The following is a 15583-nucleotide window of genomic DNA, read 5'->3' on the forward strand; positions in this document are numbered from 1 at the left end:
GGGGTTCTCCATCGCGGGGCTGTGGACCCGCGGCGCACGGTTCTGCGGCAGGTGGACAAGGTTGAGGCGGTGATGACGCGGCCATTGCCCGGCCTGGCGGGTGTCTGCGCTGGCGGGCGCTCAAGGCGTCTGTGGGTCTGGCTGGCGCCGAGCGCGAGGGCGGGAGTTGCCGGGGCTGGCATTGAATGAGGGACCAGCGGCCATCGGGTCCCAAGACTAAGCGCGGCATTGTGTCGCGTCTAATTGCTAGTACTGATCTATTGATAGATGGCGTCGATCAAGAAGGGCTGAAGGATTCCTGGTAGAGGGTAAAGCAGGCTTGCGCCAGGGCTGAGCGCGGCGCGCTGCGGCGCATGATCAGGCCCAGGCGGGCCAGGGTCTGGGCGTCGGCGATGGGATGCAGGCGCAAGTGTTCGGTGACGATCTCCAGGCCGCTGTCCAGGGGCATCACTGCGCAGCACAGGCCGCCGTGGACCATGCGCAGTAATTGATGGACGGCGTCGGTCTGCAGTACCGGTTGCGGCTGCAGCCCGCGAATGTGGAAGTGGTGGTCGATGGACTGGCGAAAGTGCATGCCGCTGGTGAGCAGGCCCAGGGGCAACTCGATCAGCGCCTCCCAGCTCAGGGGCTGTTCGCCGAAGCTGAAATACCGCTGGTCATAGAGCAGGCCCATGTGGGTCGGGTCCAGGGTCAGGAAGTCGAAGTGCTCGCTGTCCAGGCGATCCAGGTAGGACACGCCCAGGTCCAGACGATTGCTCGCCAACTGTTCGAGGATCTGCTCCGAGCTCAGTGACGAGAGTTCGAAGCGCAGGTTCGGGTGTTCGGCATGCAGGCGCTGCATCAACGGCAGAGGGTCGAAGCTCGACAGCGGCACCACCCCCAGGCGCAGGGTGCCCACCAGATTGCCCCGGCACGCGGCGGCCTCTGCCAGCAAGCCGTCATAGGCGGTCATGACGCTCCGGGCCCAGGCCAGCACCCGTTCGCCAGGAGCGGTAAAGCCTTCGAAGCGCTGGCCACGGTTGACCAGGGGCAGGTCGAGTTCTTCCTCGAGGCTGCGCAGGCGCATGGACAGGGTTGGCTGGGTGATATGGCAGCGCGCGGCGGCCTGGCCGAAGTGGCGGGTTTCGTCGAGGGCGATGAGGAATTTCAGCTGCTTGAGGTCCATCTTCGCTCCGGAGCGGCAAAAGGCCGGGATTCTACCGTGGTGGCTGGGCCTTGGGTCATTGGTCGCCCGGGAACCTCATTGTTCCAGGCTGGTCTAGTCTTTCGCGTCTGGATCTATCAACCAAGGAGTGTGCGACATGAGCATTTTCAGCTTTGTGAAAGAAGCCGGTGAAAAACTGATCGACCTGCTGACCCCGGGCAATGCCAATGCCAGCGAGCAGCTCAAGGAGCACATCGAAAAGGTCGGCCTGGGCAATCCCAATGTCCATGCCACGGTGGAAGGCGACAAGGTGATCGTCAGCGGTGAAGTGGCGAGCCAGGAAGAGAAGGAAAAAATCCTTCTGGCCCTGGGCAACATCGCCGGTGTCAGCAGTGTCGAGGACCAGATTACGGTGACCGGTCCCGTGGTGGTTTCTGCGGTGTTCGTCACCGTGAAGAAGGGCGATACCCTGAGCGCCATCGCCAAGGTGCAATACGGTGACGCCAACAAGTACAACAAGATCTTCGAGGCCAACAAGCCGCTGCTGTCCCACCCGGACAAGATCTACCCGGGCCAGGTGTTGCGCATCCCTGAATGATCGACCCTCTTCGCCGGCGATGCCGCTCCCAGTGCCGGAGCGGGATCGCCCGCGAAGGCTTTCACAGCCCTTCGATCAGTTCCCGGTAATCTCCCACCGCCGCGAACTCCGCCGTATCCTTCGGCCCTTTGCGGCTGTCTGGCTGGCTCACCGCGAGCAACTGCGCTACGCCGAAATCCCGCGCGCTGCGCAGAATCGGCAGGGTGTCGTCGATAAACAGGCTGCGGGCCGGATCGAACTGAATATCGGCCTGCAGTGCATCCCAGAACTGTGGATTCTCCTTGGGGAACCCGTAGTCGTGGGAACTGATCAGGCGCTCGAAGTAAGGCGCCAGCTCGATCCGTTCCAGCTTCAATGACAAGGAATCACGATGAGCGTTGGTGATCAGGATCACCCGCTTGCCGGCCTTTTTTATCGCCGCGAGAAAGGTGTCGGCATCCGGTCGCAGGGCGATCAGGTGAGCCGTCTCCAGTTTCAGTTCACGCACCGAGAGTTTGAGCTCGGTACTCCAGAAATCCAGGCAATACCACTGCAACTGGCCGGCGTTGCGTTCGAACAGCGGTTGCAGTTCCAGCTCGGCCATGGTCCGGCTGACCCCGTGCAATTCGGCGTAACGCTGGGGCAAGTGTTCCATCCAGAAGTGGTTGTCGTAGTGCAGGTCCAGCAGGGTGCCGTCCATATCCAGCAGGACGGTATCGATATCGCACCAGGGCAGCAGGGCCATTGAACACTTCTCCAGCGGTAAGAAAACAGTCTGTATAGTAACCCGCTATCGCCAAGGAGCCCGCTATGCGCCAGAAACCCACTGTACTCGCCCGCGAGATCGTCGCCACCAGTCGTCTGTTCTGTGTCGAAGAGGTGCAGTTGCGGTTTTCCAATGGCGTCGAGCGCACCTATGAGCGCCTGGTGGGCAAAGGGGCGGGTTATGGCGCGGTGATGATCGTGGCCATGCTCGATGCCGAGCATGCGGTGCTGGTGGAGGAGTATTGCGGCGGCACCGACGCCTACGAGCTGTCACTGCCCAAGGGCCTGATCGAGCCGGGTGAAGATGTGCTGGCGGCGGCCGAGCGTGAACTCAAGGAGGAAGCCGGGTTTGGCGCGCGGCAACTGGAGCATCTGACCGAGCTGTCGCTGTCCCCGGGCTACATGAGCCAGAAGATCCAGGTGGTATTGGCCACCGATTTGTATGAAGAGCGCCTGGAGGGCGATGAGCCGGAGCCGATGCGGGTCGACAAGGTCAACCTGCGCGAGCTGGCCAGCCTGGCGCAGAATCCTCAATTCAGCGAAGGCCGGGCCCTGGCCGCGCTGTACCTGACCCGCGACCTGCTGAGCCTGCGCGGAGCCTTTCCAGCATGAGCATGAACACGATGAATTTTCCCCATCCTTTATTGGCGCCGGTGGCCGAGCTGGCCTTGCGCGCTGGCGAGGCGATCCTGCCGTTCTGGCGCGCCGACGTGGCGGTCAACCACAAGGCTGACGAGTCGCCGGTGACCGCCGCCGACCTTGCGGCCCATCACTTGATCGTGGCTGGCCTGACGGCGTTGGACCCGAGCATCCCGGTGCTGTCCGAAGAAGATGCCGACATTCCCCAGGCCACTCGGGCCGGTTGGCAGCGCTGGTGGCTGGTGGACCCGCTGGATGGCACCAAGGAGTTCATTTCCGGCAGTGAAGAGTTCACCGTCAACATCGCCCTGATCGAACAGGGGCGTGTGGTGTTTGGCGTGGTGTCGATGCCCACCAATGGCCGTTGTTATCTCGGTGGTGCTGGCCTTGGCGCCTGGCGTGTGGATCAGGGGCAGGCGCCGCAAGCGATCCAGGTGCGTGAACAGCCAGGTGTTGGCGAGGCCTTTACCGTGGTGGCCAGTCGGCGCCATTCGAGCCCGGAGCAGGAGCGCTTGTTGGGTGGCTTGAGTGCTGCCCTGGGTGAATTGCAATTGGCCAATATCGGCAGTTCGCTGAAGTTCTGCCTGCTGGCCGAAGGCGCGGCGGACTGCTATCCGCGCCTGGCGCCGACTTCCCAATGGGACACCGCGGCGGCCCAGGGTGTACTCGAAGGGGCGGGTGGCGAAGTGCTGGATCTTGCCGGTGCGCCGTTCTGCTATCCACCGCGGGAGTCATTGCTCAACGGCTTCTTCCTGGCGCTGCCGGCCAAGGCTCCGTGGCGCGGCAAACTGCTGGAGCTGGCCTGCGCCTGATCGCCCCACGGCGACTTGCCTCTGCCACCTTTTGTGTAGGAGCCGGCTTGCCGGCGAAGGGGCCCTTGAGCCCTGTGCAAGCATTTCCGGCCTCTTCGCTGGCAAGCCAGCTCCTACAGATTTGAGCAGGTTGCGAAACGGGTCAGCGGTGCAGGACGTACTGACCGGCAAAGCGTACGGCGTCGTCTTCGCTGCCGACGTTGACCACACGGCTGTGCAAGGTCAGGCGGGCACGACCGTGGCGCTGGTACATCGCAAGGAACTTCTTCCAGAGCTTGTCATCAGGCGCGGTGCAGATCGCCACGGCATCGCCGGTGACCGGTAGCGGGTAACTGATCTGCCCTTCCTGGATGACGATATGCCCGTCATCTATCCCTTCTTCCTTGAGCCGCAAATGCAGCCAGCCCCAACCGGCCAGCACCGCACCGCAGTACAGGCTGCCGCCGAACATGGTGCTCTTGTGGTTGACGTTGGCGTCCAGCGGCAGTTGCAGGCGCAGTTGCTGCGCCTGCCAGTCGAGCACCTTCAGGCCCATGTCCCGGGTCAGGGGAATGTCGTGGTGAAGGATGGATTCCAGGTAGCGACTGTCGCGGTTCATGCACGGGCCTCAAGGGACGAAGGGTTGACGGTGCGGCTCATTCGGATTCATCGCTGGAGTGGCTGGCGCCGCCGTCGGCGAAGCTCAAGCCGTGTTTGCGCAGCTTGTCGTGCAGGGTCTTGCGTGGAATGCCCAGGGCTTGGGCAAGGCTGCGCATCGAACTGTGGGGTTGCGTCAGTTCGGCGGCGATCAGGCTCTTTTCGAAGTGTTCCACCTGCTCGCTCAGACCGCCGGCAATCAACGTCGGGGAGGCGATGGCAGCCTGCTCCGGCTCGTTGTTGTCCAGGGCCAGTTCCAGACCCAGGGCGAAGCGCTCAGCAGCGTTCTGCAGTTCCCGCACGTTGCCCGGCCAGCTATGGCGCAACAGCAGGGCACGATGCCCGGGTTGCAGTTCCTGGGGTGGCAGGCCGTGGCGGGTACTGGCCTCGTCGGCAAAGTGCTGGAACAGCATCAGTATGTCCTCGCCTCGCTCGCGCAGGGGTGGAATGCGCAACGGGGCCACGTTCAGGCGGTAGTAAAGGTCGGCGCGGAAGCGGCCCTGGTCCGCGGCCTGGCGCAGGTCTTCCTTGGTCGCGGCGATGATGCGGATGTCCAGGGGGATCAGCTGGTTGCCCCCCAGGCGTTCCACCACCCGCTCCTGCAGCAGGCGCAGCAGCTTGACCTGGACATCCAGGCTCATGCTTTCGATTTCGTCGAGGAACAGGGTGCCGCCGTTGGCGAATTCGAACTTGCCGATGCGGCGTTTCTGCGCGCCGGTGAAGGCTCCCGGTTCGTGGCCGAACAGTTCGCTTTCCACCACCGACTCGGCCAGAGCGCCCGCATTGATGGCCACAAATGGCCCGTTGCGCCGCCCCGAGAGGTCGTGCAGGGCGCGGGCTACCACTTCTTTGCCGGCGCCGGTTTCACCTAGGATCAGCACATCGGCGCGTGTCGCTGCCAGGGCGCCGATCTGCTGGCGCAGACGCAGCATCGGCGCTGACTGACCCACCAGCCGCGCGCTCAGTTCCTGGCGGTCGCTGAGGGCCAGGCGCAGGCTGCGGTTGTCCAGCACCAGGCGCCGCCAGTCCAGGGCGCGGCGCACACTATCGAGCAGGGCATCGCTGGCGAAGGGCTTTTCCAGAAAGTCATAGGCACCGGCGCGCATCGCCTGCACGGCCAGGGGCACATCGCCGTGACCGGTGATCAGCAGCACCGGCAGCTCGGGGTCCTGGGTATGCAATTGGTTGAGCAGTTCCAGGCCATCCATGCCGGGCATGCGGATGTCGCTGACCACCACCCCCGGCCAGTCCCGCTCCAGGCGCGGGGCCAGGCCCTGGGCCTCGGCCAGGGACAGCACCTTGAGCCCGGCCAGGTCCAGGGTCTGGCTCAGGGCTTGACGCAGGTGCGGATCGTCGTCGATCAACACCACTTGCAGCTGAGGGTCGAGGCTGTCGGGACGGGTCATCGGTCACTTTCCAGGTCGTGTCGTGGCCAGCATCGCTGGGCCGGGCGTGGTGGCTAACGAGTTGTCGCTGCGCTTCATACCCCGCGATCCTCGGAGGGCTGCAGGCTGACGCCGGGGGCCCCGGCGCGCAGGCGCAGGGTGATCAGGGCGCCGCCTTCACGGTGGTTGGCGAACGACAGTTCACCGCCAAAGGCGCGCATCAGGGTGTCGCAGATCGCTAGGCCCAGGCCCAGTCCCTGGGTCCGTGTCTTGGTGGTGTAGAACGGCTCGCCGGCGCGGCCTAGCGCCTCCATGCAGAAGCCCGGGCCGTTGTCGCGGATGTACAGATTGACGCCTGTGGCGGTGGACTCGGCACTCAGCCAGAGTTTGCGCGGCGGGCCCTTTTCGGTCAGGGCGTCGAGGGCGTTGGCCAGCAGGTTGCCGAGGACCTGGCGCAGGCGGGTTTCCCCGGCCTCGACCCACAGGGTAGCGGCTGGCAGGTCGCGGATCAGCTCCACTTCCATGGCCCGGCGACGCTTGGCCAGCAGGGCCAGGGCATCGTCCAGGGCCGGTTGCAGGGCGACACTTTCCGGGGCGTGGTGATCGCGCCGGGCGAAGGCTCGCAGGTGGGCGATGATCGAGGCCATGCGCCCGGTCAGTTCGCTGATCAGCTTGAGGTTGCCCCGGGCGTCATCGGTGCGTTGGTGGTCCAGCAGCACTTCGGCGTTTTCCGCGTAGCTGCGGATGGCCGCCAGGGGCTGGTTGAGTTCATGGCTGATGCTCGCCGACATGGTGCCCAGGGCCGAGAGCTTGCCGGCCTGGACCAGATTGTCCTGGGCGCGCACCAGTTCCTGTTGGGCGGTTTCGCGTTCCAGCACTTCCTGTTTCAAGCGCCGGTTGAGGCTCTCCAGATCGCTGGTGCGCTCGGCTACGCGCCTTTCCAGCTCACGCCGGGCCTTGGCTTCGAAGGCGATCCGCTCCAGGTAGTGGCGGCGGCGCTGCATCATCAGACCGAGCAGCAGCATCAGCACCAGCAGCGCAGCGGCGCCGACCGCCACCACGGTGCGCACCGGGCGATCGATCAGGGTGCGCGGGGCGAGGATGCTGACGCTCCAGCGGGTTTCCTCGATCTGCTGGGTCTGGGTCAGCCAGGCATCGGGATTGAGGTTCAGTGGACGCGGGTCCCGGGTTGGGTAGGGCTGGATGGCGACGATGGCCTGGCGTTCCTCGTCGCTCAGTGGCCGGGTCGCACGAAAGCGCCATTCAGGACGCGAGGTGAGGATCACCACACCATTGTGGTCGGTCAGCAGCAATTGTTCCGGGGTTTTGCCCCACAGGCTTTCGGTATGGTCCAAGTCCACCTTGACCACCAGCACGCCCAGCATCCGTTCGCCGTCGCGCACTGCAGCGGCGAAGAAGTAGCCACGCTTGGCCGAGGTGGTGCCCAGGCCGAAGAACCGTCCCAGGCGTCCGGCCATGGCTTCGCTGAAATAGGGGCGGAAGGCGAAATTGCGCCCGACGAAACTGTCGTGCTTGTCCCAGTTGGAGGCCGCCAGGGTCTTACCGTTGGTGTCCATCAGGTACATGACTTCGGCGCCGGTCTGGGCGCTGATGTTTTTCAGCAGGCGGTTGGCGTTGCCCTGGGTCACGCCGTCGTCCGGGGCCCCCAGCACCGCCCGCAGCGCCGGCAGGTCGCCGAGGATCTGCGGCAGCACTTCGTAGCGGTGCAGGGTGCCCAGCAGGTTGGCCACGTAGAGGTCGAGGGTCTGGCGATTCTGGCTGGTCAGCTCGTTGCGATAGTAGCGCTCGGCCAAGTGCTCCAGCGGCCACAGCAACGGCGCCAGGCACAGGGCCAGCAGGGCCAGGCTGCGCCAGCGGGGACGACGGGGAAGAGGTGCGGTCATGGAAAGGGCGCCTGTGGATACAGGCGCATTATGCCTAGCCCTGCTCGGCAAGACACTCGCGCAGTGCGCTGCGCCAGTCCGGCTGGGTCACGCCCCATTCCCGAGCCAGGCGGCTGCAGTCCAGGCGTGAGTTCAGCGGCCGGGGAGCCGGGGTCGGGTAAGCACTGGAGGGGATGGCTTCGAGCACCGCACAAGGCTTGTCCAGGGCCAGCAACTGCTCGCCGATGGCCTGGGCGAAACCGAACCAGGAGGTCTCGCCGTGGGCGGTGAGGTGATAGGTGCCCCAGGCGCCGTGATTCCCGGACTGCCAGCGCTCGATCAGGGCGCGCGTGCTGTTGGCGATGGTGCCGGCCCAGGTGGGCGCGCCGATCTGGTCGGCCACTACCCGCAGCTCGGGTCGTTCCTGCAGCAGGCGCTGCATGGTCAGCAGGAAGTTCTTGCCATGGCTGGAATAGACCCAGCTGGTGCGCAGGATCAGGTGCTGGCCCTGTACCTGATTGATGGCCTGTTCGCCCGCCAGCTTGCTCTGGCCGTAGACCCCCAACGGATTGGGCTCGTCCTCCTCTAAGTAGGGCGTGTCCTTGCGGCCATCGAACACGTAGTCGGTGGAGTAGTGAATCAGTGGCACACCCAGTGCCCGGGCTTCCTCGGCGAAGATCCCGGGGGCCGTGGCGTTGATCGCAAAGGCCAGCTCCGGCTCGCTTTCGGCCTGATCGACGGCGGTGTGGGCGGCGGCGTTGATGATCAGATGCGGAGCAATGGCGCGGACCTGCTGGCGAATCTGTTTCGGGTGGCTCAGGTCCAGTTGGTCTCGACCAAGGACCACCAGTTCGCCCAGGTCGCCGAGCCGCTGCTGCAGCTCGCGGGAAACCTGGCCGTGCTGGCCGCTGATGAGGATTTTCAGGGGAGTGCTCATGGGAACAGATCGGCTTCTTTCAGACTTTTGCCATTCTGGTCCTTGGCGGAGAGTGTTGGCGGCTCCTGCAACTGCCAATCGATTGCCAGGGTCGGGTCGTCCCAGCGAATGCAGCGCTCAGCGGATGGCGTGTAGTAATCGGTGGTTTTATAGAGGAACTCGGCGAAGTCGCTGAGCACTACAAAACCATGGGCAAAACCTTCGGGTATCCACAGTTGACGATTGTTTTCGGCGGACAGGCGCACGCTAGCCCAGCGGCCAAAGTTGGGCGAACCACGGCGAATGTCCACGGCCACATCCAGCACCTCACCGGCAATGACCCGCACGAGTTTCCCTTGGCTATGTTCGATCTGGTAGTGCAAACCGCGCAGGACGTTCCTGGCCGAGCGTGAATGGTTGTCCTGGACAAACGGCTGGTTCAGGCCGGTGGCGTCGGCGAAGGCCTTGGCATTGAAACTCTCGTAGAAAAACCCACGCTCGTCGCCGAACACCTTGGGCTCGATGATCAGCACGCCGGGCAGGTCGGTGGGGATGATCTTCATTGCGTCTCCCCGGCCAGGGTGAAGAGGTACTGGCCATAACCGGTCTTGCCAAAGTAGGCGGCGCGCTCCAGCAGATGCTCACGGCTGATCCATTGGTTCTGGTAGGCGATTTCCTCCAGACAGGCGACCTTCAAACCCTGACGGTGCTCGATGGTCTGCACGTACTGCGAGGCCTCCAGCAGGCTATCGTGGGTGCCGGTGTCGAGCCAGGCAAAGCCCCGGCCAAAGCGCTCCACATGCAGATCACCACGCTTGAGGTAGGCGTTGTTGACGTCGGTGATCTCCAGTTCGCCACGGGGCGACGGCTTGACTGCCTTGGCGATCTGCACCACGTCGTTGTCATAGAAATACAGACCCGTGACGGCGTAGCTGGATTTTGGATTCTTGGGTTTCTCTTCGATGGACAGGGCGCGGCCTTCGCTGTCGAAGTCGATGACCCCGAAGCGCTCCGGGTCCTTGACCCAGTAACCGAACACCGTAGCGCCGGAATTGCGCTTGGAGGCAGCGCACAGTTGTTCGCCGAAGTACTGTCCGTGGAAGATGTTGTCGCCCAGGATCAGGCACACCGGGTCATTGCCGATGAACTCTTCGCCGATCAGGAACGCCTGGGCCAGGCCATCCGGTGAAGGTTGTTCGGCATAGCTGAAGCGTACGCCGAACTGGCTGCCGTCACCCAGCAGGTTGCGGTACTGCGGCAAGTCCTGGGGGGTGGAGATGATCAGGATGTCCTGGATGCCGGCCAGCATCAGTACCGAGATCGGGTAATAGATCATCGGCTTGTCGTAGATCGGCAGCAGTTGCTTGGAGACACCGAGGGTGATGGGGTGCAGACGGGTGCCGGAGCCGCCCGCCAGAACAATGCCTTTAATCATGCAATCAGATCCTTGATGTCGGTGGAACCCAGGCGTTCGCCCTGGTAGCTGCCGTCCTGTACTCGACGGCACCACTCGAGGTTTTCCAGGTACCACTGCACAGTCTTGCGCAGTCCGCTGGTGAAGGTTTCTTCTGGCACCCAGCCCAGTTCCCGCTCGATCTTGCCGGCATCGATGGCGTAGCGCAGGTCGTGGCCCGGGCGGTCCTGGACGAAGGTGATCAGGTCGGCGTAGTGGGCAACGCCCTGGGGTTTTTGCGGGGCCAGCTCTTCCAGCAGGCTGCAGATGCCGCGTACCACGTCGATGTTCTTCTGCTCGTTATGGCCGCCGATGTTGTAAGTCTCGCCGACCACACCCTCGGTCACCACCTTGTACAGCGCGCGAGCGTGATCCTCGACGTACAGCCAGTCGCGGACTTGCTGGCCATTGCCATAGACCGGCAGCGGCTTGCCTGCGAGGGCGTTGAGAATCACCAGAGGGATCAACTTCTCGGGAAAGTGGAACGGGCCATAGTTGTTGGAGCAGTTGGTGATCAGCACCGGCAAGCCGTAGGTACGCTGCCAGGCGCGGACCAGATGGTCGGACGCGGCCTTGCTGGCGGAGTAGGGCGAACTGGGGGCGTAGGGCGTGGTTTCAGTGAACAGGTCGTCGACGCCATGCAGGTCGCCATAGACCTCGTCGGTGGAAATATGGTGGAAGCGCAAAGCGGCCTTTTCCGCTTCGGGCAGTTTCTGCCAGTAAGCGCGGGTTGCCTCCAGCAGGCTGTAGGTGCCGACGATATTGGTCTGGATGAAGTCGGACGGCCCGTCGATGGAGCGGTCGACATGGGACTCGGCCGCCAGGTGCATGATCGCGTGCGGCTGGAAGCGTGCGAGCACCGCACTGACGGTGGCCTGGTCGACGATATCGGCCTTGACGAACTCATAGCGGCTGTCGCTGGCGATGCTGTGCAGCGATTCCAGGTTGCCTGCGTAGGTCAGTTTGTCGAGGTTCAGCACTTCGTGTTCTGTGTGCTGGATCAGATGGCGGACCAGAGCCGAGCCGATGAATCCGGCTCCGCCGGTGACGAGAATGCGCATGTTGGAGGGCCTGTGTCCTTGAAAACGATCATTTACTGCAAAAAATGCAGCATAGCTTGTCGCTATGACGCCTGAGGTGCAATAGGCGCCATCAGTCGATTTCACCGCGAACGGTCGGAAATTTCGCAAAGTGCAGGGTTGAGGCGGGGACGGTGCTTGTCTGTTTCCCGTTCTTTGGGCTTGCGTAACGCCTTGGGCAATGGCGATATAAGCGGCTTATAACAATTCCAGGGATCGTTGTATGTTGCTCGCCACCTTGATCCACCGCGCCAGTCTGCCCAGCCCACAGGTCACTGCACAGCAAGCGCTGGAGCTGCTGGAAACCCATTACGGTCTGCAAGGCACCTTGCAGTCTCTGGGCAGCCAGCAGGACCTCAACTATCGCCTCGACAGTCCCCGGGGCCGCTTTGTCCTGAAGATCTGCCGCGGCGACTACTCGGCCCTGGAGTTGCAAGCGCAGCACGCGGGCCTCAAGCACCTGCAGCAATACCCCGATCTGCGAGTGCCCAGGGTGATTCCGGCCAAAAACGGTGCGGACCTGCTGTCCCTGGAGATTGCCGGGCAAGCGCTGCACGTGCGGTTGCTCGACTATATAGAGGGTCGCTCCCTGACCCACCTGCCGCACCTGGGGAACGAGCTGGTGGCGGGCCTGGGCCGGCTCTGCGGGCAGATGGACCTGGCTTTGGAAGGTTTCCAGCATCCGGGGCTCGAACGCACCCTGCAATGGGATGCCCGGCATGCCCAGGCGCTGATCGGGCATTTGTTGCCAGTCATCCAGGACCCGCAGCAACGGGCCTTGATCGCTGACACCGCGCAGCGCGCCGAACGTCGGCTGCAGCTCTTGCAGGAGCAATTGCCGGTGCAGGCGATCCACATGGACATCACCGACGACAACGTGGTCTGGCAGCGGGATGCCGCGCGCCGTTGGCAGTTGCAGGGGGTGATCGATTTCGGCGACCTGATCCGTACCTGGCGCATCACCGATCTGTCGGTGACGTGCGCCGCACTGCTGCATCACGCCGAGGGCGATCCGCTGCGCATCCTGCCGGCGATCCAGGCCTATCACCAGGTCAACCCGCTGCAACGGGCCGAGCTGCTGGCGCTCTGGCCATTGATCGTGGCCCGCGCCGCGGTGCTGGTGCTCAGTGGCGAGCAGCAGGTCAGCATCGATCCGGGCAACGCCTACAGCCGCGCCAATTTGCACCACGAGTGGGAGATTTTCCGGGTCGCCAGCTCCGTGTCTTTCGAGTTCATGGAAGCGGCCATTCTCAGCGCTGTCGGGGAGTCGCTGCCGGCCATTGGCAGTGACGGCTTCGTCCCGCTGCTGCCGAGCCTGGTAGGGCGCGAGTTCGCCCTGATCGACCTGGGCGTGCTCAGCCCGCACTTCGAAGCCGGCAATTGGGAGCAGCCGGGGATCGATGATCGCCTGTTGGCCGAAGCCGCTGTTGCCCATGGCCTGGCCGCCAGTCGCTATGGCCAGTACCGCTTGTCGCGGACCTGCCCCGACAGCGCCCTGGAGCCGCAAACCTGCCCGTTGCATGTGCAGTTGCAAGTGCCGGCAGGCACGCCGGTAGAAGCACCGTTCGCCGGTGTGCTGCACCGTGCCGAGAACGGCCTGCTGCGCCTGGATGGCCCGGCGTTGAGCGTGCGCTTGTGGGGCGTCGAGCCGTCGTTGCACCCGGGGGCGGCCCTGGTCAAGGGGCAGGTGCTGGGGGCCGTGGTAGCCGACGGTCGGCTCAAGGTACAGCTGTGTCGAGCGGCCGAGCTGGATCCGCCGCTGTTCTGTACCCCTTCCCGGGCGCCTGCCTGGCAGGCTCTGTGCCCTTCTCCGGCCGCGCTGCTGGGGCTGGCCTGTGATGCCGAGCCGGAGCTGGACCCGCAGACCCTGCTGGAGCGTCGCGATGCCAGCTTTGCCCGCTCGCAAAAGCACTACTACGTCGACCCGCCGCGGATCGAGCGCGGCTGGCGCAATCACCTGATCGACATGCAAGGGCGGTCCTATCTGGACATGCTCAACAACGTCGCGGTGCTCGGCCACGGTCACCCACGCATGGCCGCCGAGGCGGCGCGCCAATGGTCGCTGCTCAATACCAACTCGCGTTTTCACTATGCTGCGATCGCCGAGTTCTCCGAGCGCCTGCTGGCCCTGGCGCCGGACTCCATGGATCGGGTGTTTCTGGTCAACAGCGGCACCGAAGCCAACGATCTGGCGATTCGCCTGGCCTGGGCCTACAGCGGCGGGCGCGACATGCTCAGCGTGCTGGAGGCCTATCACGGCTGGTCGGTGGCGGCCGACGCGGTGTCGACCTCCATCGCCGATAATCCCCAGGCCCTCACCAGCCGTCCCGACTGGGTGCACCCGGTGACGGCGCCCAACACCTATCGCGGCGAGTTCCGTGGCCAGGACAGCACACCGCAGTACCTGCGCAGCGTCGACCAGCAGTTGCACAAGCTGGATGAGCAGAATCGCCAGTTGGCCGGGTTTATCTGTGAGCCCGTGTACGGCAATGCCGGGGGCATCTCGCTGCCGCCGGGTTATCTGCAGGAAGTCTACGAACGGGTTCGGGCCCGGGGTGGCGTGTGCATCGCCGATGAGGTCCAGGTGGGCTATGGCCGCATGGGCAAGTTCTTCTGGGGCTTTGAAGAGCAGGGCGTGGTGCCGGACATCATCACCATGGCCAAGGGCATGGGCAACGGTCAGCCCCTTGGGGCGGTGATCACCCGTCGCGAGATTGCCGAGGCGCTGGAGGCCGAGGGCTACTTCTTCTCTTCATCCGGTGGCAGCCCGGTCAGTTGCCGCATCGGCATCGCCGTGCTGGATGTGATGCAGGAGGAGGGCCTCTGGGAGAACGCCCGGGTGGTGGGTGAACATTTCAGGCAACGCCTGGAGGCGCTCAAGGATCTGCATCCCCTGGTGGGTGCGGTGCATGGCTCCGGTTTCTACCTGGGGCTGGAGCTGATCCGCAATCACCAGACCCTGGAACCGGCCACCGAGGAGACCACCCTGCTGTGTGATCGCCTGCGGGAACTGGGGATCTTCATGCAGCCCACCGGCGATCACTTGAACATCCTCAAGATCAAGCCGCCGATGGTCACCAGCCGGCAGAGCGTGGATTTCTTCGTCGACATGCTGGACAAGGTGCTGGGCGAAGATCTGTAAGGGCTCGTCGTTCGCTTGCGTTCATCTCCATTCGCCGGCAAGCCGGCTCCTACACCTTTCTGTGGGGGCCGGCTTGCCGGCGAATGTGTTTATGATTATTCGATTGTTATCGGTATTTTGTCGGATTTTTTTCGCGGTTAAGAATTCTTCGGCTTCTAAAGTCGATATTTATCGGATATAAAGTGGCCGTCGTCAGGCGCGACCTTGTCGTGCCCCGTCCTTTTCCTATCCGTTGTCATCGACCGCGTCCATTGCCCGGGAGTTGTTCCATGAGCCGAATCGTTACCGTCGCCGCTACCCAGATGGCTTGTTCCTGGGACCTTGAGGCCAATCTGGAAACCGCCGAAAAACTGGTCCGTGAAGCCGCCGCCAAAGGTGCGCAGATCATCCTGATCCAGGAATTGTTCGAGGCCCCGTATTTTTGCCAGAAGCCCAACCCGGACTACCTGCAACTGGCCACCACGGTCGATAGCAACGTCGCCATCGCGCACTTCCAGAAAGTTGCCAGGGAGTTGCAAGTGGTGCTGCCCATCAGCTTCTACGAGCTGGCGGGGCGTGCGCGATTCAACAGCATCGCGATCATCGATGCCGATGGCAGCAACCTGGGGATTTATCGGAAAAGCCATATCCCGGACGGTCCCGGCTACCACGAGAAGTACTACTTCAACCCGGGCGATACCGGCTTCAAGGTGTGGAACACCCGCTACGCGAAGATCGGCGTGGGCATCTGCTGGGACCAGTGGTTCCCCGAGTGCGCCCGCAGCATGGCGTTGCAAGGCGCGGAAATCCTCTTCTACCCGACCGCCATCGGCAGCGAGCCCCATGACCAGAGCATTTCCTCCCGCGACCACTGGCAGCGAGTGCAACAGGGGCATGCCGGGGCCAACCTGATGCCGTTGATCGCCAGCAACCGCATCGGCAACGAAGAGCAGGACGGTTACGACATCACCTTCTACGGTTCGTCCTTTATCGCCAATCAGTTCGGCGAGAAGGTTCAGGAGCTCAACCAAACCGAAGAAGGTATCCTTGTGCACAGCTTCGACCTCGACGAGCTCGAGCACATCCGCAGCGCCTGGGGCAGTTTCCGTGACCGTCGTCCGAACCTCTATGGCGCGCTGAAAACCCTCGACGGTTCCCTGGAGTCCTGAACAC

At 63.6% G+C, this 15583-nt stretch carries 14 protein-coding genes and 1 pseudogene; 5 read left to right on the forward strand and 10 right to left on the reverse strand.

What is annotated here, in order from left to right:
* Positions 1–3: 3 nt before the first annotated feature.
* Together KHO49_RS30995 and KHO49_RS02525 are read right to left on the reverse strand one after the other, a co-directional pair.
* A pseudogene (locus KHO49_RS30995) lies at positions 4–96 on the reverse strand (formate dehydrogenase accessory sulfurtransferase FdhD); the annotation flags it as partial.
* A 181-nt stretch (positions 97–277) separates the two neighbouring features.
* Entirely contained in the window at positions 278–1165 is an 888-nt protein-coding gene (locus KHO49_RS02525; RefSeq protein WP_102862671.1) for a LysR family transcriptional regulator, read from the reverse strand.
* Positions 1166–1301: 136 nt separating this feature from the next.
* Here KHO49_RS02525 and lysM point away from each other — a divergent pair, with 136 nt between their 5' ends.
* The gene (lysM, locus tag KHO49_RS02530; RefSeq protein ID WP_102862672.1) at positions 1302–1742 is read left to right on the forward strand and encodes a peptidoglycan-binding protein LysM; all 441 of its coding nucleotides are present in this window, start codon (positions 1302–1304) and stop codon (positions 1740–1742) included.
* Between the two features lie 61 nt (positions 1743–1803).
* On the opposite strand, the gene yrfG is transcribed toward lysM, so the two are convergent.
* Complete coding sequence (yrfG, locus tag KHO49_RS02535; RefSeq protein WP_102862673.1) at positions 1804–2466, reverse strand: GMP/IMP nucleotidase; 663 nt, start codon at positions 2464–2466, stop codon at positions 1804–1806.
* A gap of 65 nt (positions 2467–2531) precedes the next feature.
* On the opposite strand from yrfG, the gene nudE reads away from it, so the two are divergent.
* Together nudE and cysQ are read left to right on the forward strand one after the other, a co-directional pair.
* Positions 2532–3098: an ADP compounds hydrolase NudE gene (gene nudE / locus KHO49_RS02540; RefSeq protein ID WP_213664562.1), complete on the forward strand. Its 567-nt coding sequence runs from the start codon at positions 2532–2534 to the stop codon at positions 3096–3098.
* Positions 3099–3109: 11 nt separating this feature from the next.
* Positions 3110–3937 carry a 3'(2'),5'-bisphosphate nucleotidase CysQ gene (gene cysQ, locus KHO49_RS02545; protein WP_213665247.1) on the forward strand — a complete coding sequence of 276 codons (828 nt, stop codon included), beginning with the start codon at positions 3110–3112 and terminating at the stop codon, positions 3935–3937.
* Between the two features lie 142 nt (positions 3938–4079).
* Here the strand turns inward: cysQ and KHO49_RS02550 are convergent, their stop codons facing one another.
* The 7 genes from KHO49_RS02550 to rfbB form a co-directional block, all read right to left on the reverse strand.
* Complete coding sequence (locus KHO49_RS02550) at positions 4080–4535, reverse strand: thioesterase domain-containing protein (RefSeq protein WP_110651137.1); 456 nt, start codon at positions 4533–4535, stop codon at positions 4080–4082.
* A 37-nt stretch (positions 4536–4572) separates the two neighbouring features.
* Positions 4573–5979 (reverse strand): sigma-54-dependent transcriptional regulator, encoded by a 1407-nt coding sequence (locus KHO49_RS02555; protein ID WP_213664563.1) that lies wholly within the window; start codon positions 5977–5979, stop codon positions 4573–4575.
* A 74-nt stretch (positions 5980–6053) separates the two neighbouring features.
* Positions 6054–7862 carry a sensor histidine kinase gene (locus KHO49_RS02560; protein ID WP_102862677.1) on the reverse strand — a complete coding sequence of 603 codons (1809 nt, stop codon included), beginning with the start codon at positions 7860–7862 and terminating at the stop codon, positions 6054–6056.
* A gap of 34 nt (positions 7863–7896) precedes the next feature.
* A complete protein-coding gene (rfbD, locus tag KHO49_RS02565) occupies positions 7897–8778 on the reverse strand; it encodes a dTDP-4-dehydrorhamnose reductase (RefSeq protein WP_213664564.1) in 882 nt (293 codons plus the stop codon).
* Entirely contained in the window at positions 8775–9320 is a 546-nt protein-coding gene (gene rfbC / locus KHO49_RS02570; RefSeq protein ID WP_213664565.1) for a dTDP-4-dehydrorhamnose 3,5-epimerase, read from the reverse strand. The genes rfbD and rfbC overlap by 4 nt, the downstream gene beginning before the upstream one ends.
* Complete coding sequence (rfbA, locus tag KHO49_RS02575) at positions 9317–10192, reverse strand: glucose-1-phosphate thymidylyltransferase RfbA (protein ID WP_213664566.1); 876 nt, start codon at positions 10190–10192, stop codon at positions 9317–9319. The genes rfbC and rfbA overlap by 4 nt, the downstream gene beginning before the upstream one ends.
* Positions 10189–11271, reverse strand: coding sequence for a dTDP-glucose 4,6-dehydratase (rfbB, locus tag KHO49_RS02580; RefSeq protein WP_102882164.1), 1083 nt, complete (start codon positions 11269–11271; stop codon positions 10189–10191). The genes rfbA and rfbB overlap by 4 nt, the downstream gene beginning before the upstream one ends.
* Positions 11272–11512: 241 nt before the next feature.
* Here rfbB and KHO49_RS02585 point away from each other — a divergent pair, with 241 nt between their 5' ends.
* Together KHO49_RS02585 and aguB are read left to right on the forward strand one after the other, a co-directional pair.
* Positions 11513–14431 (forward strand): aminotransferase, encoded by a 2919-nt coding sequence (locus KHO49_RS02585; RefSeq protein WP_213664567.1) that lies wholly within the window; start codon positions 11513–11515, stop codon positions 14429–14431.
* A 269-nt stretch (positions 14432–14700) separates the two neighbouring features.
* Positions 14701–15579, forward strand: coding sequence for an N-carbamoylputrescine amidase (aguB, locus tag KHO49_RS02590; protein WP_102862683.1), 879 nt, complete (start codon positions 14701–14703; stop codon positions 15577–15579).
* The last annotated feature ends 4 nt before the right edge of the window (positions 15580–15583 follow it).

This window comes from Pseudomonas sp. RC4D1 (assembly GCF_018390395.1).
Taxonomy (GTDB): domain Bacteria; phylum Pseudomonadota; class Gammaproteobacteria; order Pseudomonadales; family Pseudomonadaceae; genus Aquipseudomonas; species Aquipseudomonas danubii.